General features: G+C 66.8%; 20 protein-coding genes and 1 pseudogene. 9 read left to right on the plus strand and 12 right to left on the minus strand.

Translation table 11 applies throughout. The features are described from left to right. Positions 1 to 273: 273 nt before the first annotated feature. The 6 genes from GKZ92_RS10165 to GKZ92_RS10190 all read right to left on the minus strand — a co-directional run bounded on the left by GKZ92_RS10165 (position 274) and on the right by GKZ92_RS10190 (position 5,665). Complete coding sequence (locus GKZ92_RS10165) at positions 274 to 1,374, minus strand: ATP-binding protein (protein ID WP_040004404.1); 1,101 nt, start codon at positions 1,372 to 1,374, stop codon at positions 274 to 276. An 81-nt stretch (positions 1,375 to 1,455) separates the two neighbouring features. Continuing rightward, a complete protein-coding gene (locus GKZ92_RS10170) occupies positions 1,456 to 1,743 on the minus strand; it encodes a hypothetical protein (protein WP_006360859.1) in 288 nt (95 codons plus the stop codon). A 23-nt stretch (positions 1,744 to 1,766) separates the two neighbouring features. After that, the gene (locus GKZ92_RS10175; protein WP_006360860.1) at positions 1,767 to 2,069 is read right to left on the minus strand and encodes a hypothetical protein; all 303 of its coding nucleotides are present in this window, start codon (positions 2,067 to 2,069) and stop codon (positions 1,767 to 1,769) included. Beyond that, positions 2,066 to 2,638, minus strand: coding sequence for a recombinase family protein (locus GKZ92_RS10180; RefSeq protein WP_006360861.1), 573 nt, complete (start codon positions 2,636 to 2,638; stop codon positions 2,066 to 2,068). The genes GKZ92_RS10175 and GKZ92_RS10180 overlap by 4 nt, the downstream gene beginning before the upstream one ends. A gap of 448 nt (positions 2,639 to 3,086) precedes the next feature. Further along, positions 3,087 to 4,286, minus strand: coding sequence for an acyl-CoA dehydrogenase (locus GKZ92_RS10185; protein WP_035752256.1), 1,200 nt, complete (start codon positions 4,284 to 4,286; stop codon positions 3,087 to 3,089). Further along, positions 4,283 to 5,665 carry an LLM class flavin-dependent oxidoreductase gene (locus tag GKZ92_RS10190; protein ID WP_035752531.1) on the minus strand — a complete coding sequence of 461 codons (1,383 nt, stop codon included), beginning with the start codon at positions 5,663 to 5,665 and terminating at the stop codon, positions 4,283 to 4,285. Before GKZ92_RS10190 ends, GKZ92_RS10185 begins: the two co-directional genes overlap by 4 nt. Positions 5,666 to 5,897: 232 nt before the next feature. Here GKZ92_RS10190 and GKZ92_RS10195 point away from each other — a divergent pair, with 232 nt between their 5' ends. The 4 genes from GKZ92_RS10195 to GKZ92_RS10210 are packed head-to-tail and all read left to right on the plus strand — an operon-like array spanning position 5,898 to position 11,234. Further along, positions 5,898 to 7,565 (plus strand): ABC transporter substrate-binding protein, encoded by a 1,668-nt coding sequence (locus tag GKZ92_RS10195; protein WP_042375717.1) that lies wholly within the window; start codon positions 5,898 to 5,900, stop codon positions 7,563 to 7,565. After that, positions 7,562 to 8,584, plus strand: a complete 1,023-nt coding sequence (locus GKZ92_RS10200; protein WP_035752260.1) for an ABC transporter permease — start codon at positions 7,562 to 7,564, stop codon at positions 8,582 to 8,584. Before GKZ92_RS10195 ends, GKZ92_RS10200 begins: the two co-directional genes overlap by 4 nt. Further along, the gene (locus GKZ92_RS10205; protein WP_035752263.1) at positions 8,581 to 9,507 is read left to right on the plus strand and encodes an ABC transporter permease; all 927 of its coding nucleotides are present in this window, start codon (positions 8,581 to 8,583) and stop codon (positions 9,505 to 9,507) included. Before GKZ92_RS10200 ends, GKZ92_RS10205 begins: the two co-directional genes overlap by 4 nt. Further along, entirely contained in the window at positions 9,504 to 11,234 is a 1,731-nt protein-coding gene (locus tag GKZ92_RS10210; RefSeq protein ID WP_081724799.1) for a dipeptide ABC transporter ATP-binding protein, read from the plus strand. The genes GKZ92_RS10205 and GKZ92_RS10210 overlap by 4 nt, the downstream gene beginning before the upstream one ends. Positions 11,235 to 11,247: 13 nt before the next feature. On the opposite strand, the gene GKZ92_RS10215 is transcribed toward GKZ92_RS10210, so the two are convergent. Next, positions 11,248 to 11,769 (minus strand): methylated-DNA--[protein]-cysteine S-methyltransferase, encoded by a 522-nt coding sequence (locus GKZ92_RS10215; protein ID WP_035752265.1) that lies wholly within the window; start codon positions 11,767 to 11,769, stop codon positions 11,248 to 11,250. A gap of 116 nt (positions 11,770 to 11,885) precedes the next feature. Here GKZ92_RS10215 and GKZ92_RS10220 point away from each other — a divergent pair, with 116 nt between their 5' ends. Further along, entirely contained in the window at positions 11,886 to 12,308 is a 423-nt protein-coding gene (locus GKZ92_RS10220; protein WP_006360869.1) for a nitroreductase family deazaflavin-dependent oxidoreductase, read from the plus strand. Positions 12,309 to 12,695: 387 nt separating this feature from the next. Here the strand turns inward: GKZ92_RS10220 and GKZ92_RS10230 are convergent, their stop codons facing one another. The 4 genes from GKZ92_RS10230 to GKZ92_RS10245 form a co-directional block, all read right to left on the minus strand. Continuing rightward, the gene (locus GKZ92_RS10230; protein WP_035752268.1) at positions 12,696 to 13,763 is read right to left on the minus strand and encodes a cation diffusion facilitator family transporter; all 1,068 of its coding nucleotides are present in this window, start codon (positions 13,761 to 13,763) and stop codon (positions 12,696 to 12,698) included. Positions 13,764 to 13,766: 3 nt separating this feature from the next. Next, a complete protein-coding gene (locus tag GKZ92_RS10235) occupies positions 13,767 to 14,165 on the minus strand; it encodes an ArsR/SmtB family transcription factor (RefSeq protein WP_042375720.1) in 399 nt (132 codons plus the stop codon). 41 nt (positions 14,166 to 14,206) lie between these two features. Further along, positions 14,207 to 15,259: a fused (3R)-hydroxyacyl-ACP dehydratase subunits HadA/HadB gene (locus tag GKZ92_RS10240; protein ID WP_006360872.1), complete on the minus strand. Its 1,053-nt coding sequence runs from the start codon at positions 15,257 to 15,259 to the stop codon at positions 14,207 to 14,209. Positions 15,260 to 15,342: 83 nt separating this feature from the next. Beyond that, positions 15,343 to 16,614: an oxygenase MpaB family protein gene (locus GKZ92_RS10245; protein ID WP_006360873.1), complete on the minus strand. Its 1,272-nt coding sequence runs from the start codon at positions 16,612 to 16,614 to the stop codon at positions 15,343 to 15,345. A gap of 139 nt (positions 16,615 to 16,753) precedes the next feature. On the opposite strand from GKZ92_RS10245, the gene GKZ92_RS10250 reads away from it, so the two are divergent. Beyond that, positions 16,754 to 17,401 (plus strand): MBL fold metallo-hydrolase, encoded by a 648-nt coding sequence (locus GKZ92_RS10250; protein WP_006360874.1) that lies wholly within the window; start codon positions 16,754 to 16,756, stop codon positions 17,399 to 17,401. Between the two features lie 100 nt (positions 17,402 to 17,501). Continuing rightward, on the plus strand, positions 17,502 to 19,100 hold the full coding sequence (locus GKZ92_RS10255) for an HNH endonuclease signature motif containing protein (protein WP_006360875.1): 1,599 nt from the start codon (positions 17,502 to 17,504) through the stop codon (positions 19,098 to 19,100). 33 nt (positions 19,101 to 19,133) lie between these two features. Here GKZ92_RS10255 and poxB read toward each other — a convergent pair whose 3' ends face one another. Then, on the minus strand, positions 19,134 to 20,870 hold the full coding sequence (gene poxB / locus GKZ92_RS10260; RefSeq protein WP_006360876.1) for a ubiquinone-dependent pyruvate dehydrogenase: 1,737 nt from the start codon (positions 20,868 to 20,870) through the stop codon (positions 19,134 to 19,136). Positions 20,871 to 21,030: 160 nt separating this feature from the next. Here poxB and GKZ92_RS23710 point away from each other — a divergent pair. Beyond that, positions 21,031 to 21,164: pseudogene (locus GKZ92_RS23710) on the plus strand (LLM class flavin-dependent oxidoreductase); the annotation flags it as partial. 219 nt (positions 21,165 to 21,383) lie between these two features. Then, positions 21,384 to 21,800 (plus strand): DUF7715 family protein, encoded by a 417-nt coding sequence (locus GKZ92_RS10265; RefSeq protein ID WP_006360877.1) that lies wholly within the window; start codon positions 21,384 to 21,386, stop codon positions 21,798 to 21,800. Positions 21,801 to 21,831: the final 31 nt, after the last annotated feature.

Below are 21,831 nucleotides of genomic sequence, written 5' to 3' on the forward strand. Positions count from 1 at the left end.
ACTGCGCCCGGTCCGCGCTCGCGAACCGCAACCCCGACTCGGTCCATGGTCGCACCGACCATGCGCACCACGAGGGCGTAAGCGTCACCAGGAGATCACGATTCACCAACGACACTGCCGTCACCGTCATCCGTTCGGATGGTTGGATGCCCGTTTTTTCGCACTCGGTCCTCGACGATCCCGTCCACCCTCCACCGACGGCAACGTTGTGTCACGGCCCGGGATCCGGCTCCGATCGCGCGCCGCTCGCGGTGTGACAGAGGGAGAAGACGCTCAGGCGAGCAGCGGCACCCCGACGTCGGCTCCGCCCTCTTCGGTGATCCGGCCTCCCATCCGGGTGAAGGTGGGCGTGGTGATGAACCCGCCCGCGAAGAGCGCTTCGCCCTGACGGAACTCGGGCGACTCCGCCAGCATGTGTTCACCGACGAACCCGAAGGTGTCGGCAAGTTCGGCCAGATCGCGCGGCGCGTTCATCCGCATCAGGCACAGGTTGTCGCACTGGGACAGCACGTTGGGGTGGATCTTCGTCGGCCGTTGCGTCGACAGGAGGAGCCAGAGTCCGAACTTGCGTCCCTCGGCGGCGATCTGCACGACGCGGTCGATGAGGGCCTGCTCGACCGCGCTGGTGGCGACGGGAGGACAGATGTTGTGGGCCTCGTCGATCACGATGAGCACGGGTCGCCGCTCTTCGCGACGCGCCCACAGGTGTTCGAGCGCGGAGAGGGCGGCCACCTTGGGTTCTGCCGGGTGGGCGAAACCGCCCAGGTCGAGCACGGTCGCCTGGGGGCGTTCGTCGATGATGTCGGTGGCCGCGACCTCGCCTCGAGCCCACAGGTCCCAGTCGAGGACCTGGAGATTCTCGATCCGCTTGGCCAGTCGCTGGTGACCGGGATCGTCGGACGCCCGCAGCGCCGAGATGTAGGTGCTCTGGTCGGGTGTGTCGCCGGCGCCGCCGCTGAGGGTGGCGTCGGCGTGCAGCAGGACGTTGTACTCGTCGGCATCGGCGATCGGATCCAGCTGCAGGACGGCGGCCTTCGCGGTCAACGGCAGATCGGTGAACCGCGCCCGCAACTGCGGGAGATCGCGTCGTGTCGAATGCAGCACCTGGATGTCCGATGCGGCGATGGCCGCGGCGAGTTCGGGATCGGTGGTGTCACGCGTCTCCGGAAGCCGGGTGAAGTCGGCGTTCGGATCGAGGATGAGCAGTGGCAGGCGCGTGTTCAGCAGCAACTGCTCCAGCACCACCCCGAGTGCGTAGGTCTTTCCCGAACCGCTCTGGCCGCACCAGAAGGTGTGCCGGTTGAACTTGTGTGCGGAGAGGACGACGTCGGACGTCGCGTCGTCGCGATGGCTTCCCACTGTCAGCTGAACCACGCCTGAAGAATACGGCGTCGAGGGACACGGCACCGACTCGCAGCGCCGCGCGATGTGTGCCGGACTTTCGCCGGGAGATCGTCAGAGCCGCTCGACCTCGACGAAGACAATCGTGTTCGTCGAACCCCGGTTCTCCACGCGGTGTTCGACACCGGCGATCCGGGTGTAGCTCTCGCCGATCCGGAGTTCTGCGGCGATCTCCGAACCGTCCGGTGCGACGGCATACATCGTGTCGTCGACGAGCGGTACGACGACGTAGTCGTGCTCATGCCGGTGCATGGGGATGGCTCCACCCGGCTCGATGGTCCACCGGGTGACTCGGAACCGTCCGTCGTCCTGCTGCACCTCGGCGTGTGAACCCGTGCCCATTGCGTCCTCCGTGTCGTCGATGCTCACCTGCCGGCGTGCCGCAGGTGCCCGTACAGGGCCGCGCGGTAGCCGCGGGTGTAGCTGGGTTCCTCGTCGTCCGGGTCGGGCGGGCAGTCGAGGGTCGACGACGCGAGCTGACGTGCCCACGGTGCCGGGAGAGCGCACAGCGCGGCCTCCGCATCCTCGAATCCTTTCTGGAACAGATCGGGATCGAGGTGCTCGTCGAGGTCGGCATCGTAGATCGGGAAGGAGGTGGGTAGCCGGGTGACGACTCCGTATTCGGTGACGATGTCGAGTTCGGGAAATTCGTTTTCGTGGTTCGTCAACGGACCGTGCGCCTTTCGGCGAGCGTGCGGTAGAGCGTCGCACGGCTGACCCCCAGTGCCTGGGCGATCCGCGGCACGGATTCGCCTGCGGCACGCATCTGTTCGGCGCGGAGCACCTGCTCGTCGTCGAGGACGCGGGGCCGTCCGACCGTCGACTCCGACCGCCGGCGCGTCGTCAGTGGTCGCGCCGAGGTGAGCGCGGGGGAGGGGTCGTCGAGTTCGGCCAGTGAAGCCAGGACGCCGACGACCATCGCGCCGGTCGGATCGTCGGTGTCGATGCCCTCGCGCAACGAGCGGAGACCGATGCGTCGTTTCGCGAGTTCACGTGTGATGGCCATGACCTCGCGGATGTTACGGCCCAGTCGGTCGATGCCCACGACCACCGTCGTGTCACCGGCTCTCGCATAGTCGAGTAAGGCGTTCATCCCCGCCCGACGGTCCGCGGGCTGCGCCCGATCGGCGGCGTCGGTGTAGATCCGACCCGGATCCACCCCCGCCTCGGTCAGTGCATCGATCTGTGGTCCGAGAGCGTGCGCTCCCGGGGTCTCGCGCGCGTATCCGAGGGACATCCCCGGTGCGCCACCTCTCGCTTGGTCCGTCACGAGAGGGACTCTATCTCAAAAGTCTCGATACTGATTCTGAGACGCGCCGGGAATTCGAGACGTCGGTTGCAAAAGTCTCGCGATAGGAGCCATTTCGAGATCGTCTGTCGCAAAATAGGGGTCTCATAAGTTTCGAGACGTGACCTTGGGGGCTGGACTGCATCCGGGCCCGGTCGCCGACGCGGATCCGGCTGAGCGTCATCGGCCGAAGTCGTCGAACCCTGATCGACATCGCGCGCGACCTCATCTCGGCATGACAGCACGACGGGCCTGGTGACGGAATGTCACCAGGCCCTTCGAGGTTCGTCGCTATGGCTCCTCACACCTCAGGGAGCGAGGGGGGCGTCGCTATGGCTCCTCACACCGCAGGGAGCGAGGGATTGTTGCTGCCGTTCCCTCTCTTGCAGGCAAGATGTCAGAAGTACCCGTTCGCCGGGAGGGGAGTGCCGTTGACCAGCAGGTCACCGAGCGCGATCGCCTTGTATGACGTCGGGTTGTGCAGCGTGACCGTGCGGATGTTGCGCCAGTGCCGATCCAGGTTCTTGGCCCGGCTGGCCGACGACGCGCCGCCGACGTCGAACAGATCGGCGGCAGCACGCAACCCGACGCGGTCGACGTGGACCTTCACTCGCGCGGCCGCCGTGGATGCCCGGACGAACAGGTCCGGCTCGATCACGCCGCTGCGTGCCGGCGCGAACGCCTCCTCGATCGTCCGTGCGGCATCGAGGACCGCGGCCCGCGCGACGTGGGCGGCCGCGTCGATCTCACCGACGGTGCCGAGCAGCACGGGGTCGTGGCGCGGCGACTCGGCGGGCGCATGGTCGAAGGTCCGCGTCCGTGACCGCAGGAGCGCGGTCGCATCGTCGCTGACCGACAACAGGATTCCGGTGATCAGCGCCTGTAGGTAAAGCTGCAGGAACGGTCCGTCGTTGGCGATCGCGGCGGTCGACGCCGGGTCGGTGAAGGCCAGGATGTCGTCGGCGGTCACCCGGACGCTGTCCAAGGTGGTGGTGCCGGTACCGGTACGGTTCTGTCCGATCCCGTCCCAGTCGTCGACGATGGTGACGCCGTCGCGGTCGACGGGCAGGACGATCCGAGCGACCTGACCGTCGAACTCGCCGCCGCGAACCGTCGCGGTGACCGACACGTAGTCCGAGAATGCGGTGCCGGTGCTGTAGAACTTGGCCCCGGTCAGCAACCACCCGCCGTCGACGGCACGCAGTTCGGTCTGGAACGAGAGCGAACCCGCGCTGCCGGTGCGTTCACTGGTCGCGTTGCCGAACACCCTGCCCGCCGCGATCTCTGCGACCCAGCGGTCGCGGACGGGGCCGTCGGGGAACCGGCGGATCTGCTCGACGAACCAGAAGTGCGCCCGCAGGATGTGGGCGACGATCGGATCGGCACGGGCGAGATCGATGAGGAAATCGAACAGCTCGGGGGCGCCGGCACCGGGGCCTGACGACTCGTCGAGAGTCACAGCGGTCAAACCGGATTCACTCAGCAATCGCACCTGGGCGTGCGGGTCGATGCCGGTCAGTTCGCGCACGGCGGCATCGGCTGCGATCTCGGACAGGATCGTCGAACGATCGGAGACGACGCGGGTCAGGACACTCATGCCGGCACCTCGACCTTCTCGGCGAACGCGCCGCGGTACGCCGCGGCGGGATGCGTGTCCGGAAGGGTGTCCCGGCCGGTCAGCTTGCGCCGGCTCGTGCCCGGCGCGTATTCGTGCTGGGCAAGTCCGCGCTCTCGCAGCACCGGCAGGACATGCTCGGCGAACTCGATGTAGCTGTTCGGGATCGTCGCGTTGATGACGTTGATGCCCCCGACGCCGGCGTCGCGCCATTCCGCCAGTCGATCGGCGATCTGCTCCGGCGTGCCGACGACGCGTCCGCTGCGGCTACGCAGTTCGGCCAGGTCGCGGACGGTCGGCTCACGATCGGGTACGGCCTCGCGCAGCCACAGCAGGGTGCTCTGCGTGCCCTCGGTCTTGATCTCGCCGATCGGGGTGTCGAGGTCGTAGAACCCGAGATCGAACCCGAGACCACCCGCCGAGTGGGCGATGATCGTGCTCGGGTCGATGTACTCGTCGAGCTCGGCCGCCTTTCGCCGTGCCTCCTCCTCGGTGCTCCCGATGACGAACGAAAGACCCTGGAAGAACTGGATGTCCTGAGGATCGCGGCCGGCTCTGGCGGCCAGACGACGGGTGTCGTCGACGAGTCCCTTGGCTGCTTGCGGTGTGGGCGACACGATGAACTGCGCCTCGGCATTTCGTGCGGCGAACCGACGGCCCGTGGGTGACGAGCCGGCCTGGAACAGCACCGGTGTGCGCTGCGGCGACGGGGCGACCAGGTGCGGTCCCTCGACGCGGTAGCGGTCGCCGACGTGGTGGATCTTGTGGACCTTGTCGAAGTCGGCGTGGATGCCGCGGATCCTGTCCTGGACCAGGGCGCCGTCATCCCAGCTGCCCTCCCAGAGCTTGTAGGCGACGTCGACGTACTCCTCGGCCCACGCATACCGGTCGTCGTGCGCGGTGATGCCGTCGTATCCGAAGTTGCGCCAGGCATTCTGGGACAGGCTGGTCACGATGTTCCACGCGATACGTCCGTTGGAGGCGTGATCGAGCGTGGAGATCTTGCGGGCGAAGTCGAAGGGATGTTCCTGCAGGATCGAACTGGTGATGGCGATGCCCAGGTTCTCGGTGTGCGACGCGAGCGCAGAGGCGAGAACCAGTGGATCGTTGCTCGGGATCTGCAGTCCGGTGTCGACGAACTTCTTCCAGTCGCCCTGGTAGTCGTCGTAGAGTCCGACGACGTCGGCGAAGAAGATGAAGTCGAATCTGGCTTCCTCCAACGTCTTTGCGAGGTCGATCCAGTGCTGGAGGGAGTTGAAGTCCGTTTGTCGCGCATCGGGAGCACGCCACGCCCCGTGCAGGATGTGGGACGTCGTGTTCATCACAAATGCGGCGAAACGCAAGGGTTTTGGCTCTGACACCCGGATGACGGTACTCACGCCCCCCGCTTCGTGCGTCCTTGTGCTCAGGGTGAATCCAAAGCCTGACGTCGACGTCGCCGATCACTACCGTACGAGCTGACCGCGGGTCGCCTCTGCAGCTTCTACGTGCCGCGACACCGGCGCCGACCCGCCGGCCCCCGTGGTCCGAACTTGTTCTTCTGTTTTCCATCACTGTCGAAATCACGACTCTCGATCTCGAGGAGTACCTGGCGTGTTCAGATCTGTCCGTTCCAGACGGACTCGAACCCTACTGGCAGTCGGCCTGTCGGCCGCTGCGCTGCTGTCGGCGTGCGGCGAACGCCCGGCCACCGGAGACGGTACGTCGACGGGCGTGCCCGCAGCGGCCGGTGAATACCTCGACGGCGGCGTCATCGAGTACGGACACGAACAGGAACCGCCGTGCATCCACGGCGGCTGGGTCCAGAACGCCTACCTCGCAAGGCAATACCTCGACAACCTCGTCTCACTCGACGACAACGGGTCACCGGTGCCGTGGCTGGCGACGAGCTGGGAGATCTCGCCCGACCGCAAGACCTACACGTTCCGCCTCAAGCCCGACGTGAGGTTCAGCGACGGGACCGATCTCGACGCGGCCGCGGTGAAGACCAATTTCGACAAGTACCTCGATCCGGACGCTCCCAACGGAACGGTGATGGCCTATATCGGCCAGTACTACGCCGGTGGCGAGGTTCGCGATCGCAACACCTACGTACTGCACCTCAAGCAGCCGTACAGTCCGCTCCTCACGGTCCTGACCCAGGGCTACTTCGGGATTCAGTCGCCGACCGCGCTCGCGCGCGGGAAGAAGGAGAACTGCTCGAAGCCCGTCGGGTCCGGGCCGTTCATCATCGAACGCTGGGATCGCAACCGCAGCATCACCTTCGTGCGGAACGCGAACTACAACTCGGCGCCGGCCAACGCGAAACACCAGGGACCGGCCTATGTCGACAAGGTGATCTGGAAGTTCCTCAAGGACCCGGTGTTACGGTACGGCTCGCTGACCAGCGGATCATCCGACGTCATCTACAACGTCCCGGCCATCAACTGGGCCGACGCGACAACTCGGTTCCAGACCAGGCAGTACGTGACACCGGGACGCCCCAACGCGATCACGCTCAACGTCGATCACGCACCGTTCGACGACGTCCGGGTGCGTCAGGCGTTCGCCTACTCTGCCGACCGCGAGAAGGCAGTGGAGACAGCATTTCTCGGCGTCGTCCCGTTCAACTCGAACGGAGCGCTGAGTCAGAGCACCCCCGACTACGACCCGGCCGCCGGCGCCTACGTCCGTGATCCGGAGAAGGCGAATGCACTGCTCGACCAGGCAGGTTGGACCGCGCGCGACTCCGACGGCATCCGAACCAAGGACGGCCGCCGTCTGACCGCACGCGTGGTGTACGCGGCCGACGCCATCGTCGGACCCGAGGGCGCGGCGATCCTGCAGAACATCGCCCACCAGGCGCGCGACGTCGGCTTCGACATCGAACTCGTCCCGGCGACGCAGAGCGAATACTTCGGCGGCAACTACGCCAAGGCGCCCACCTACGACGCCTACGTCGGCTACTGGACGAGTCCGACCCCGGGGCTGCTCTACATCAACTGGCGCCAGCGACTCGAGGATTCACCGAATCCCCACAACACGGCCTACTACAACGATCCGACCCTGCAGGGCTTCATCGAGAAGGCCAACAGTGCGGCAGACCCGGCCGAGCAGCGCGAGTTCTACCGCAGGGCCCAGAAGCTGATCGGCGACGAGGCACTGTCCATCGGCCTGTACACACAGACGACCTCGATCGCGGTCAACCCGAAACTGCACGACGTGTGGGTCGAGAAATCCCAAGGTGAACCGGTGTTCGCGGATGCGAGGTTTGTGCGATGACCATACAGGTCGACAAGACGACGATCATCGACCCGGAGTCGGCCGGCGAGCCGACCCGACGTCGACGCCGCGGGGGTTCTGCGGTGTGGCTGCGGTGGTTCGGCAAACTCGGCTCGGCCGTGTTCGTGCTGTGGGCGGCTGCGACGATCACGTTCCTCCTCCAGGTGCTCGCGCCCGGTGACCGCGCCACGCTGCTGCTGAACCTGTCGTCGGGGGAGAGCCGCGAACGCACCCCCGACGAACTGGGCCCGGTCAACGACCAGTTCGGGTTCACCGACTCGATCTGGCAGCAGTACCTGCACTACCTACAGGGTCTGCTGCGCGGCGACCTCGGGACGTCGTACCAGCTGAGTGAACCCGTCACCGAGGTGATCGCCGCCCAGCTCGGTCCCACGCTGGTGCTGACCATCAGTGCGCTGATCGTGGCCTGGCTGCTTGTCCTGGTGACCACGACGCTGACCGCCGGCCGCCGCGGTCCGGGCGGAGCGCTCGGCGCCCTGCTCGAGACCGTGAGCGCCGGGCTCCCGCAATACTGGCTGGGTTCGATCCTGCTGGTGGTCTTCGCGATCAACCTCGCCTGGTTCCCGGTCGAGAGCGGTGACTCGTTGCGCGGTCTGGTCCTCCCGGTTCTCACGCTGGCGATACCGCTGGCCGGATTCCTCGGCAGCATCGCCCGCGACGAGTTCGCCCGGGCGCTCGACCAGCCCTTCGTTCTCACCGCTCGGAGCCGTGGTCTCGGCGATCTGTCGGTTCGCGCCCGACATGTGCTGCGCCACTCGGTGATTCCCGCCGTCACGGTCTCCGGTTGGGCCATGGGGGCGCTGCTCTCGGGTGCGGTCATCGCCGAGACCGTGTTCGCGCGGGCCGGCATCGGGCAGACCCTTGTCGCGGCGGCCGGCTCGCGTGACGTCCCACTGGTCAGCGGCATTGTCGTGCTCGTCGCCGCGATCTACACCGTCGCCAATCTGCTGGTCGACTTCCTCTACACCGTCATCGACCCCCGGATCGAGGTCCCGTGACCATCCAGAAACCGTCCACCGGGACGGCACCCGACACGACGTCACCGGACACGACGTCATCGATCAAGACCTCCCGCAGCACGGTCACCGCGCTGCCGGAGAGCTCGCGCCGACCGTGGGCGCTGCCACCCACCCTCATCGCCGCGCTCGGAGTCCTCGTCCTGCTCGTCTTGGCAGCCGTCGTGCCGGGGCTGATCGCGCCGTACGACCCGCTCGCCATCGACCTCGACGCGACGCTGTCGCCGCCGACGTGGGCGCATCCGTTCGGCACCGACCTGTCGGGCCGAGATCTTCTGAGCCGGATCATCTTCGGCACCAAGCAGTCCCTCGCGATCGGCCTCGGCGCGGTGGCGGTGGCACTCGTCCTCGCCGTGGTGCTGGGAATCACCGCCGGTCTGTCTGGACGGATCGCGCAGGCCCTCGCCAATCGGTGGATCGATGTGCTGTTCGCCTTCCCGACGATCCTGCTCGGACTCCTGCTGACCTCGGTGTTCGGCCCAGGGCCGTACACGCTGATCTTCGCGATCGGGATCGGCATCGCCCCGGGATATGCGCGGATCATCCGCGGCCAGGTCCTGACGGTCCGCAATGCCGCCTACATCGAGGCGGCGACGGCGCTCGGGCACTCGCGGACGCGAATCCTCCTGCAGCACATCGCTCCCAACGCGCTGCGGCCGATGATCGTCACCGCGACACTGGGTATCGGTCAGGCGATCATCTGGGCGTCGGGGCTGGCCTACCTCGGTCTCGGCGTTGCGCCCCCGTCGCCCGAGTGGGGCGCCCTGCTCGACGCCGGACGCACCTACATCACCGTGGCCTGGTGGCTCGAGATCTTCCCCGGTCTCGTCATCGTGATCACCGCCCTGGCATTCACCACCGTGGGACGCCACCTCGGCGCCCGTCTGGAAGGAACCACCCGATGACCGTAGTCGCGACTCCCCTCGAGGACCGGACCGACGACGTCGCCGACCCCACCGGCACCGACGACTCGACGGCCCCACTCGCCGAGATCCGGGACCTGCACGTGTCCTTCGGCGGCCGCGAGGTGGTCAGGGGCGTCTCGTTCTCGGTGAGCGCCGGCGAATGCCTTGCGGTCGTCGGAGAATCCGGGTCGGGCAAGTCGGTCACCGCACGCACGCTCATCGGGCTCACCGGTGAGGGCGCCCGGATCAGCGCCGAGACAATCGCTTTCGACGGTCGGTCGCTGCTCGGGTACAAGGACCGGGACTGGCGCCGTCTGCGCGGCCGGGACATCGGATTCGTCCTCCAGGACGCCCTGGTGTCGCTGGATCAGCTGCGCACCGTCGGCAGCGAGATCGGGGAGGCCCTGACCGCCCATTCAGACTCCCGTGGCGGCGGTCTCTTCCGGAATCGATCACCGCGCCGACGCGCCGAACGCGACGAGAAGATCGAAGAACTGTTGACCCTGGTCGGGGTTCCCGAGCCCGGAGTCCGTGCAGCGCAGCGCCCGCACGAGCTCTCCGGTGGTCTCCGTCAGCGCGCGCTGATCGCGTCGGCTCTCGCGCAGGACCCGAAGCTGCTCATCGCGGACGAACCGACCACCGCCCTCGACGCCACCGTCCAGGCCCAGATCCTCGACGTCCTCGGCGAGGCCAAGGATCGTGGCAACGGCGTCATCCTCATCTCCCACGACCTCGCGGTCGTCGCACGTCTCGCCGACCGCGTCGCGGTGATGCGGCACGGTGAGATCGTCGAGTACGGCTCCACCGACGACGTGCTGCGCAATCCCACCCACGACTACACGAAGAGCTTGCTCGCGTCGGTGCCGTCGCGCACCTCCAAGGGCACGCTCCTGACGAGCGGTGAGACGCTCCCGGAGACCCTCGTGCCATCGCATACCGAGGCGCCGCCCGCGCTGCGTGTCCGGGATCTCCGAAAGTCGTTCGACAGCAAGGACAAGACGGCACGACCGGCGGTGCGCGACGTGAGTTTCGACGTCCTGCCCGGTAAGACACTGGGCATCGTCGGCGAATCCGGATCGGGCAAGACGACCACCGCCCGCATGGTCCTCGGGCTCACGACCCCGGACACCGGGACCGTCGAGCTGAACGGGCGACCGTGGAGCGCATTGTCCGATGTCCGACGACGCGCGAACCGTCACCAGATTTCCGTCATCTACCAGGACCCGCTCAGCTCGTTCGATCCCCGCTGGAACGTCGAACGCATCCTGCGCGACAGCCTGCGTTCGCGGAATCTGCGCGGCACAGCACTCGACGACCGCATCTCCGAGTTGCTCGACAGCGTCGGACTGTCGGACGCGTTTCGCCGGCGTCACCCGCTGCACCTGTCCGGCGGGCAGCGACAACGAGTCGCCATCGCCCGTGCGCTGGCTCCGGAACCGTCGGTGATCGTGTGCGACGAACCGGTGTCGGCTCTCGACGTCTCGATCCAGGCCCGCATCCTCGACCTGCTCGCGATGTTGCAGGTGGAAACCGGTGTCTCGCTGGTCTTCATCTCGCACGATCTCGGGGTCATCCACCACGTCGCCGACGACATCCTGGTGATGCGCGGGGGAGAGGTCGTCGAATACGGCGAGGCCGATCGCGTCTTCGGCAGCCCGGAGCATCCCTACACGCGGGAACTGCTCGCCGCGGTTCCGACGATCGGTGACGGGGAGCCCATCGCGTGAGACCACGCCCCGCTCAGAACAGCGTCGGCGGGAGCGCACCTTCGAATTCGAGGAGCCATCGTTTGGTCGCCGGACCTTCCCCGGTGAGGCCGCCGGAGAAACCGCCCAGGCCGTCGCCCGCGACGACGCGGTGGCACGGGATCAGCAGGGGGACCGGGTTGACGCCCATGATCGAGCCGACGCTACGCGCCGGGATGCCGGCGCCACTCATTGTCGCGAGCTCCCCGTAGGTGACGGTCGCGCCATACGGGACGTCACGGTGGAGGGCGTTCAGGACCGCACAGGCCGCTCCGGACACCCCGGAGAGATCGATCGGGAGATCGAACGTGGTCGACGAGCCGTCGAAGTAGGCGTGGAGCTGACCGACCGCCTCGACGAGGAGTGGTTCCGTCGGTGCCCCATCTCCTGGCTCGGGTGTCTCCCGCCAGGCGACACGAACGATTGCCCGTCCGTTTCCGGTGATCGTGACCGGGCCGACCGGAGTCGAGACGGTGGCCGTCGACGTGGGGTCGCTGTCTACCCGAGGTGAGGTCATGGGTCTGCCCTTCGCGAGCGTGCGAACCCACGGTAACCGGCCACCCCGACATTCATGGCAGTGTCCGGAGCCGTGCTCGCGGGAATAAGCGCGGACTCTGCGGCGTTTCCGAGCCCATGAGTGCCAACGCTGAATTGAGTCCTGAAGGCTGGGTCCGCGAGCAGACCGAGAAGATCCTGGAGCAGGGCACCACCGACGGGGTCCAGGTCATGGACCGCCCGATCGTCCTGTTCACCACCACCGGTGCGAAGTCCGGCAAGAAGCGGTACGTCCCGTTGATGCGGGTGGAGGAGAACGGCAAGTACGCGATGGTCGCCTCCAAGGGCGGCGCCCCCGAACATCCCGCCTGGTACTTCAACGTCAAGGCCAACCCGCACGTCACCGTGCAGGACGGCACCGAGATCAAGGAACTCACCGCGCGCGAGATCAGTGGCGACGAGCGCGCTCACTGGTGGGAGCTCGCGGTGGCGGCGTTCCCTCCCTACGCCGAGTACCAGACCAAGACCGACCGAGAGATCCCGGTCTTCATCCTGGAGTGATCCTTCTGCAGCCCGCGGGCACCAGAGCCCCCGACGACGTCGGGGGCTCTGGTGTTGTGGCCACCGAGTGTGCGTCAGCGAAGCGGGAGTGGGCATGAGACACGTCGTCGATTTCACGAACGTCTCCACGCAGGGCGACATGATGATCGCCTCACGTCCGCTCGAGGTCAGCGACTTCGAGGTCGACGGCCTCCACGTGTCGTACGTGTTCTACGACTCGGGACTCGCGATCAACGTCGTGTACAGCATCGACCCGGCTATCAAAACGCGCCGTCGGCTTCACACTGTCCGACGGCACGGACGTGCCCGGAGAACTCGAATCGAGGCTCGAGTTCGCGCGGCAGAATTCGACACTCGCCGGCACCGTCCGCGGCTCGTACTTCGTCGTCAAGGGCGAGTACTGACCGAGTGTTCGTCGTGGGAGCGATCCTCGTGTGCCGGACAGGCGTGGATCAGCGCACTGGTGAGCTTCGGAACGGCATGGGTCAGCTCGTGTTCGGCGTCCTGCGCGATGGTGTGCACCTCGATGAGCCGCAGGTTCGGGTCGACGTCGAGTTCGGCGTCGACATGGAGACGGTGGCCGATCCAACGCATGCGGACGCTCCGGACGGCGAGCACTCCCGGACGTTCGGCGAGGGTTCTCTCCGCGGTCTCGACCAGGGCCGGGTCCACGCCGTCGAGGAGGCGGCGGAAGACGTCGCGCGCTGCCGTGCGGAGCACCGCGAGGATGGCGACGGTGATCAGCAGGCCGATGATCGGGTCAGCGAGTGGAATCCCGAGTGCCACGCCGGCTGCGCTGAGCAGCACCGCCAGCGACGTGAAACCGTCTGTGCGCGCATGGAGTCCGTCGGCGACGAGTGCGGCCGAGCCGATGCGTCGGCCGACCCGGATGCGGTAGAGCGCCACCCACTCGTTGCCGATGAAGCCGACGAGTCCGGCCAGTGCCACCCATCCGACGTGGTCGATGGGGCGGGGATCGACGAGTCGGCCCACGGCCTCGTATCCGGCGATCACGGCCGACAGCGCGATCATCGCGACGACGAACAGACCGGCCAGGTCCTCGACCCGTCCGAACCCGTAGGTGTAGCGGCGAGTGGCACGCCGGGTGCCCATCGCGAACGCGATCCAGAGCGGTAGCGCGGTGAGCGCATCCGAGAAGTTGTGAATCGTGTCCGCGGCCAGCGCTATCGAGCCCGATGCGGCGACGATCCCGGCCTGCGCCACCGCGGTGACGCCCAGGACCACCAGGCTGATCTTCACGGCCCGGATACCCGCTCGCGACGATTCGAGCGCCGAGTCGAGGCTGTCGGCGGCGTCGTGGGAATGAGGCGCGAAGATCTCGCGTACGACTCCGGCGAGTCCGCGGCGGTGCGAGTGGCCGTGGTCGTGCGAATGGCCGTGGGCATGGTCATGCGGGTGATCGTGTGAATCCTGTTCACGGCGAAGGTGCGTCATCGCTCAGGCCTCCCGCTCGGTGTCGTGATCGACGGCGCGCAGAGCGGCGTCACCACGATGGTGCGGCGGCACACCCGGCCCGGCGTGCTCGGCGTTGAAGACCGCATCGGTGACGAGCCGTCGGACGTGCTCGTTCTCTAGGGAGTAGTGGATGGTGGTCCCGGCGCGTCGGGTCCGGACGAGCCGCGCCATCCGGAGCTTGGCGAGGTGCTGTGACACCGAAGGCCCGGGCTTGCCGACCACTTCTGCGAGTTCGCTGACCGACATCTCGGTGTCGGCCAGCGCCCATAGCAGTTGGATACGGGTCGGATCGGCAAGCATCCGGAAGACCTCGACCACCAATCGCACCTGGTCCTCCGCGATGGGAGGGTGGGCGTTCGGTGAATGCTTATCTGCATTCATATGCAGATAGTAGCGGGTTCCGATGAGGGGCGGAACCGGCGTCAGGAGAAGCGGATGTTCATGGTCGCGAGGCCGAACACCTTTCGGCCGCCCGACTTCGCGACGATGATGACGACGCCGGTCCGGGTCTCCGGGTCCAGCGACTTGATGCGTCCGCTGAACTCGATCTCGCCACCGTCGACGGCCGACACGGGAACGGTCTGCGACAGGCGGACCGAGTAGCGAGTGACAGCGCCGGGGTCGCCGGACCACGACGCGACGAATGCTGCACCGAGACCCATGGTGAACATTCCGTGGGCGATGACGTCGGGCAGGCCGGCGAGCCTGGCCACGGCTTCGTCCCAGTGGATCGGGTTGGCGTCGCCGGCGACACCGCCGTAGTTGACGAGGTCGCCGCGGGAGATGCGGGCGGTGTGGATCGGCAGTTCGTCGCCGACCGACAGATCGTCGAAGGAGCGGGCGCCGGACGGGCGCGTCGCGCCGTCGGCGACGCGGATCTCGCCTTCGGGCCGGACGGTCTTCTCGTACAGGTGGTGGGTGTCCTCGTGGCTGAAGATGTTGACGTCGTGCATCATCACCTTGCGTACCGCGGCGCTGAGGCCCGGATCGACCTCTTCGGCGGTCACGCCCACGACGGTGGTGTGCATCGTGTGCACCTTCTCGCCCGCGGCGTCGGTCATGGTGTTGGTCACCGTGATCAGTTCGCGGCCCGCGACCTTGCGCACGCCCGACAGTTCGACGTCGGTGACGAGCTCGTCGCCGGCGACGATCGGCCGGTGCTGTTCGAAGGCCTGCTCGGTCTGCACGTAGGTGTCGTAGCCGACGATCACGGACTCGAACAGCTCGCGGTTCGCCGCCATCGCCGGGATGGAGGTGAACGTCAGCGGCGCGACGAGTCCCGAATACCCGAGTGCGGCAGCAGCTTCGGGCTCCCAGTGGGCGGGGTGGTAGTCCTGCACCGCGCGGGCGTACTCGCGGACCTTCTCGCGTCCCACCTCATAGGAGCCGTCGAGGACGTAGTAGTGGCCGACGCGCGTCTCGAGGTCTGGCGCCTCGCCGGCTGCCGTCGGTTCCGTGATCGGGGGTTGGGTCATTTTGACAACGCTAATCGCGCGGGTTCCGTCGGCAAAACCGTGGTCGGTGTCCTGTCACGTACTCGACCGTGTCGGATGGAAGGTCACCGTCGCAATCCCTTGCCGTGCGCGAACTCCGCGGGGCGTCCCGAGGACTGCCAGGCGTGCCAGTTCTCCCGGTGCCGGCACATCACCTTCTCGTGCAGCCGACGGAACGTCGGGGAGATCCGGCGCAGCGTCTCGACGAGCGTCACGGCCGGCAACCGCAGGAGGATCAGTGCGAGTCCCGGGATCGGGTTGGGCATGTCGTAGCGGAAGCGCGTCGTCGGCATCATGTAGATCGTCGAGTAGGCGGCGTACATCATGGCGTTGTACTTGCCGCGGATGCGCTCGAGGCCCGTCGCGCTCTCGTTGGCGAACGCGGCCGGGAACGATTCGATGAGTTCGGCGCCGTCGGCGCCGGCGTCGTAGCTGCGGGTGGTGTTGACGAGGGCCAGCAATCGCAGTGAGTCGGCGATGGTCTCGGGGAACCACTGGGTCCGCACGCCGAGGAGGTGCCCGAGGTAGCGCTGGTAGTGCAGCAGCACCCGGATCTCTCGGGGTGTGGTCTGGACCCCGGTCAGCCACAGCGCCGACGCCGGCACGACGCTGCCGCCGAGCAGGGTCAGCAGCTGATACGACTGGCTGATCGGCTCGCCCCACCGTTCGACGTCCCACTCGGGGTGCTTCGCGACGGTGCGTCGGACCCACACATGCATCACGCGGACCCGCATCGCCGTCGCCCGGCCGGCTGATCCCGGGGTGAGCAGCGCGCCGGGCTGGGACACGTCGATCCAGAAACGGGAGGTCTCCAGGAATCGGCGCAGCGCGTTGTCGCCGGCATATCCGCCTGCCAGTGACAACGGCTTGGCGACCGCGGCCTCGGTGTACATCTCGAGAGTGATCCCACCGGCGACACTGAACAGGCCGGTACCCCAGCGGCGCCAGATCGCCTCACCCTCGGCGATGAGATGCGGATCGACCCAGTCGGGAACGGTCTCGAACTCCTCGAACAGTTCGACGAGTGCGGGCGGCGGGTTCTCGACGCTGTCGAGTCCGTCGGTCAGGGCCTTGTCCAGCAGTGTGCGCGCGGCTTCGGGGCCGAGCGTGCCGTAGACCTCGTCGACGAACCGCTCGGCCACGGGATCGGTGCGGAACATGTCCTCGGCGAAGGTGTGCAGGTGTTCGGGCTCGGGGTAGAGGTCCTTGCCGGTGACCTTGCGGACGAGGGCGCGCGTACGCCGGAGCTTTCGGTTCGACATCGCGGCGTCGTAGCTGACGGCCCTCGGGAAGCCGGGGGCGTCGTCGATCGGTCGACTCGGCAGCACTGCGGACACGGGAACCCCCAACTGTTTGAGACGAATCGAATCATGTGTATCACTCGAGGGTTGACCAGCGCACGTTCGCCCTTGACCTGAAGTTCACTTGAAGTTGCACGGTGGGGGCGGAGCCGTCACCACTCAACGAGGAGATCCGATGCGACAGGTGCTACCCGACCTCTGGGAGACAACGACCGACAACCCGTTCCCCGGTCTCACCACCCATGCGTATCTGTGGACGTCCGACCGCAACGCGCTGTTCTACTCGATGGCATCGGATGCCGAGTTCGACGATCTGGAGAAGCTGGGCGGTGTCGACGACCAGTACCTGTCCCATCAGGACGAGGCCGGCCCGATTCTCGGTCGTGTCGAAGACCGGTTCGGGGCGACGCTGCACGCGCCCGCTCCCGAGGCCGAGCGGATCGGCCGCTTTGCGCGCGTGGACATCGCGGTCGCGGAACGGTACGTCGACGACAACGGGGTCGAGGTGATCCCGACTCCGGGGCACACGCCCGGCAGCACGTGCTACCTGGTGCCTGGTGATGACGGTCTTCGGTACCTTTTCACCGGGGACACCCTGTATCTGAGCGCATCCGGGGAATGGGCCGCCGGATACCTACCGTTCAGCAATGCGAATACCCTCGCGGAGAGCCTGCATCTGCTGGCGACCCTCGCTCCCGACGTGGTCATCTCGAGCGCATTCGCCGGGGAGTCGGCGGTGAATCAGGTTGCCGCGCAGGACTGGTCGGGCTACATCGAGCAGGCGCTCGAAAGATTGGCAATCGCGTCCGGAACAACACGTTGATGTGCGGGTGATCTGCTGGTGAAGCCTGTGGAGCTTTCCTGCGTGACGACGGATTCGTGTGTAACATCGAACATGCATTCGAACCGCGGAATCTTGGGGGGTGACCGTCGTGGCCGTTGCTGCAACTGTCGACGCCGCCGACCCGGCACCCTCTGACGCGGTCGCGATCATCGAGCAGATGCACGCCCTCACCGACCGGTTGCAGAATGTTGACCTCTCTCGATTGTCCGATGTCGAGGTCGACCAGGTGGCCGCCGAGAACGAGCGTCTGATCGCCCGCCTGACCTACGCCGGCAACCAGCAGATCGTCGAGGTCGAGAACCGCAGCCTGGCCCGAAAGACCGGTCACCGCAGCATCATCCAGTACATGCAACACCGCCTGCGGATCGCCTTCCCCGGCCGACGCCACGCCGAGGTGAAAGCCACCGCCACCTACACCGACCTCACCACCGGACAACCACTCGAACCCGAACTGCCGACGCTCGCCCGAGAATTGGCCGACGGCCGGGTGGGGTCTGCCCACGTTCATGCGGTGATGGACGTCGTGGACCAGATCCCACATGCCGTCCCACACGATGTGCGCGCCGCCGCCGAGCAAACCCTGGCCGAATACGCCGCCACGCTCACGCCCGCCGAGATCGGTCAGGTCGGTGCCCGACTGCTGGCACACCTCGACCCCGACGGAACCCTCACCGACCACGACGACCGCGTACGCCGCCGCAACCTGCAGGTGAACCGGCAACGCGCCGACGGGACCTCCAAACTCATCGCCAACCTCACCCCTCTGGCGCGGGCGCGGATCATGACTTTCCTGGCCGTCTGGGCCCGACCGGGCATGAACAACCCCACCGATCCCGAATCGCCGTGCGGTTCGATCGAGGACGCCGACCCCGAGGTGGTCGCGGCAGCAGCCGACCGCGACCACCGCACCCCCGCACAGCGCAATCACGACGCCCTCAACGCACTGCTGGAAGCGGTGTTCGACGACGGAATGCTCGGCAAGACCCACCGAGGCCTGCCGGTCCAGCTGATCGCCAAAGCCGAGCTCGACGACCTCATCCGCGAAACCGGGTCCGCCACCAGCGCCGACGGCACCCTGATCCCCATCGCAGACCTCATCGCCATCGGCGCCGACGTGCAGCCCTGGTTGGCGGTGTTCAGAGACGCCACCGCGGTCCCGCTGTACTTCGGACGCGGCAAACGACTCGCCACCATGGAACAGCGGCTCGTCTCGTTTGCCAGACCTGACGGCGAGATGTGCTCCAACCCGGACTGCGACATGCCCACCACACACGTGGAAATGCATCACGCCCACACCGATTGGGGTGATGGCGGATTCACCGACATCGACAATCTCACTCCGGCCTGCACCCGCCACCACCACATGGTCGGTGACCAACCCGGTCAATACTCGACCCGGATGATCGCCGACGGCGCCGACGAAGGCAGATGTGTCTGGCAGTTGAACGCCGAACCAGGGGCGCCACCCAACCCCGAACGCATCAACCGGCGACCCGACATAGCCGGACGGTTCCGCGAAGTCCTCACCGACATTCGTGACGCCATCCACGGACAACTCGAACCGTTGTCCGTCGATGCACCACGCCCACAACTACGGCAGGTCATCGATCTGCAGGAGGCGTCACCCGCCGAACTCGCCATTGCCTCGGTGTTGCTGAATGCTGCCTACCTGAACTGAGACGGCCTGCCGAGTATCCAGAACTGGTGGCAGTCAGTCGAACAGTCGCCGGAACACGTTGGTCTCGGCGAGATCGACCAGCTCGTCGCCCCGGCCCGACAACACGGTGCGGAGGGCGTAGAGCGTGAATCCCTTGGCCTGGGCGGCAGTTACCGTCGGCGGGATCGAGAGCTCCTGGCGGGCGGTTGTGACATCGAGTAGCGCCGGTCCGTCGTGGGCCAGGAATTCGTCGATGGCCCCGGCGAGATCGTCGGGCTGCTCGACCTTGCGTCCGCGTATCCCGACGGCCTCGGCGAGTTTCGCGAAGTCGGGGTTCTCCAGATCTGTCCCGTAGTTGACGAACCCGGCCGCTTTCATCTCCACCTCGACGAAGTTCAGTGAGGAGTTGTTGTAGACGACGATCTTCACCGGCAGTTTGTTCTGGGTGATGGTCAACAGCTCGCCGAGCAGCATCGCGAGTCCGCCGTCGCCGGCGAGTGCGATGACCTGGCGCCCGGGGAAGGCGGTCTGCGCACCGATGGCCTGCGAGACCGCATTCGCCATCGACCCATGGGTGAACGAACCGATCAGGCGGCGGGCGCCGTTCATCACCAGATAGCGCGCCGCCCACACGACCGGGGAGCCGACGTCGGGGATGAACACGGCATCCGCACCGGCCTTCTCACTGATCAGCCGGGTGAGGTACTGCGGGTGGATGGGTGCCCGGTTGCGGTCGTTGTCGGCCAGTTCGTCCAGACGTCGACGCGCCTTGGTGTAGTGCGCGAGAGAGGACGTCAGGTGTTCCGGATCGCGGCCGGTCGAGACCAGCGGGATCAACGCGCGCACGGTGTCGCCGACGTCTCCGACCAGCGGTACGTCGACCGGGCACCGGCGGCCGATCTGCTCGCCGCGGATGTCGACCTGGATGATGGTCGCCTTCGACGGGTAGAACTGCTCGTACGGGAAGTCGGTGCCCAGCATCAGCAGGGTGTCGCATTTCTCGATTGCGCGATAGCCCGACGAAAAGCCCAGCAGCCCGGTCATTCCGACGTCGTAGGGATTGTCGTACTCGATGAACTCCTTGCCGCGCAACGCATGCACGACCGGTGCTTGTAGTGTGCGGGCCAGTTCGACGACCTCATCGTGGGCGCCCTGCACGCCGGCGCCCGCGAGGATGGTGACGCGCTGGGCGGCGTTCAGGGTGTCCGCGGTGCGCGTCAGGTCGGCATCGGTGGGCCGCACGACGCGCCGAACCTGCCGGATCGGGGCTCCCGCACGGCGTTTGGGGCACGGCTTGAGGAACAGCTCGCCGGGGATCACGAGCACCGCCACGTCGCGTCGCTCGACCGCGGTCCGCAACGCCACATCGAGCAGTCGCGGCATCTGGTCGGGGGTGCTGACCATCTCGCAGAATGCGCTGCACTCACGGAAGAGCTGTTCGGGGTGGGTCTCCTGGAAGTAACCGCTGCCGATCTCGGGGCCGGGGATGTGGGCGGCGATGGCGAGCACCGGGACGCGGCTGCGATGGGCGTCGAAGAGTCCGTTGATCAGGTGGAGGTTGCCGGGACCGCAACTGCCCACGCAGACCGCGAGTTCGCCGGTGAGAGCAGCCTCGGCGGAGGCAGCGAAAGCAGCGGCTTCCTCGTGGCGGACATGCTCCCAGGTGATGGCCTCGGCGCTGCGTAGGGCGTCGGTGAGACCGTTGAGGGAATCGCCCGGAAGCCCGTATACACGCTGCACTCCGGAACGATCGAGCTCTTCGACGATCCTCTCGGCGACTGTTGTCGACATGGCGATCCATTCGGTCGAGTCCGTGTGAACCCCGACTATAGACGCGACGCCAGCGGTACCGACCTGGTTCAACTTTCGTGCGCGATGATTCGCGGCGTGGCGTTCGGTTTCGCCGATGACACCAGCTGTCCGGCACAGCGCGGTGAACCACTGCAGAGACTCCGTCGACCTCCTCAGCGGCGGACGCCTCAATCCCGGCGTCGCCGTGAGTGTTTCGATGCGCTACGACGATTTCAGGCCCCACTCCACCCGGAAACCCATGACATCGAGAACTTCTCCAAGGATCGCGTCGTCCCAGGGTCTCGTCGTCATCCCACGGACTCGGCGACCTCGCCCGACGACTCGGACCTGTGCTGGCGGGGTAGCCCCGGCGCCTGTGGATGCCGCCGGGCTGTGGATGGCGTCGTCGGCCACGACGCTTCTCGTCGGGGTCCGTCGTCACAGTGGATCGCACCACGCCGGGCGGCGTGGGCCTCGTGTTCTGCGAGGTGGATCGACACACGGGAGTCGCTCATGAAAGTCCTGACCGCCACCTCCTCCGGTGCCACCCGAGAGGATGACTTCTGCCACGCCGTCGAGGGCGAGATCGTGCTGCCGTCGGTGGTGTGCGATTCCCGGACCTGCGGATGCGACCGCGCGTTCGGCGGACTCAACTCTCACCAGGCCACCACGACGATCATGGTCCGCGACCTCGACCTGACCGTCGAGGATCTGGTGGCGGCCGCCTTCGGATATCTGGAGTCCGCAGGATGGGCCGATCTGCTCAGGTCCGATGTCGTGCCCGAAGAGCCGGCGGACCCGGTTGCGGCATACGCCCTCGAGCTGCTGGTGCCGACGCTGGTGCTGGCCGCGCAACTCGATCCCGGAGTCATCATCCGGGTCGCCTACAACCGCAGAGCCGACGCGTGGGAGTACGCCGTGGCGAGCTGATCACCACGCCTGCTCGCCGGCAGACAGTATT

It is taken from the genome of Gordonia sp. 135 (assembly GCF_009720185.1).
GTDB classification, from domain to species: domain Bacteria; phylum Actinomycetota; class Actinomycetes; order Mycobacteriales; family Mycobacteriaceae; genus Gordonia; species Gordonia alkanivorans.

What these genes read in the sequence shown, in the direction of transcription:
- GKZ92_RS10200 (WP_035752260.1), top strand. Translation starts at nt 7,562, where the DNA reads ATGACCATACAGGTCGACAAGACGACGATCATCGACCCGGAGTCGGCC.
- GKZ92_RS10210 (WP_081724799.1), top strand. Translation starts at nt 9,504, where the DNA reads ATGACCGTAGTCGCGACTCCCCTCGAGGACCGGACCGACGACGTCGCC.
- GKZ92_RS10240 (WP_006360872.1), bottom strand. Translation starts at nt 15,259, where the DNA reads ATGACCCAACCCCCGATCACGGAACCGACGGCAGCCGGCGAGGCGCCA.
- GKZ92_RS10230 (WP_035752268.1), bottom strand. Translation starts at nt 13,763, where the DNA reads ATGACGCACCTTCGCCGTGAACAGGATTCACACGATCACCCGCATGAC.
- GKZ92_RS10235 (WP_042375720.1), bottom strand. Translation starts at nt 14,165, where the DNA reads ATGAATGCAGATAAGCATTCACCGAACGCCCACCCTCCCATCGCGGAG.
- GKZ92_RS10180 (WP_006360861.1), bottom strand. Translation starts at nt 2,638, where the DNA reads ATGTCCCTCGGATACGCGCGCGAGACCCCGGGAGCGCACGCTCTCGGA.
- GKZ92_RS10170 (WP_006360859.1), bottom strand. Translation starts at nt 1,743, where the DNA reads ATGGGCACGGGTTCACACGCCGAGGTGCAGCAGGACGACGGACGGTTC.
- GKZ92_RS10220 (WP_006360869.1), top strand. Translation starts at nt 11,886, where the DNA reads ATGAGTGCCAACGCTGAATTGAGTCCTGAAGGCTGGGTCCGCGAGCAG.
- GKZ92_RS10185 (WP_035752256.1), bottom strand. Translation starts at nt 4,286, where the DNA reads ATGAGTGTCCTGACCCGCGTCGTCTCCGATCGTTCGACGATCCTGTCC.
- GKZ92_RS10265 (WP_006360877.1), top strand. Translation starts at nt 21,384, where the DNA reads ATGAAAGTCCTGACCGCCACCTCCTCCGGTGCCACCCGAGAGGATGAC.
- GKZ92_RS10215 (WP_035752265.1), bottom strand. Translation starts at nt 11,769, where the DNA reads ATGACCTCACCTCGGGTAGACAGCGACCCCACGTCGACGGCCACCGTC.
- GKZ92_RS10250 (WP_006360874.1), top strand. Translation starts at nt 16,754, where the DNA reads ATGCGACAGGTGCTACCCGACCTCTGGGAGACAACGACCGACAACCCG.
- poxB (WP_006360876.1), bottom strand. Translation starts at nt 20,870, where the DNA reads ATGTCGACAACAGTCGCCGAGAGGATCGTCGAAGAGCTCGATCGTTCC.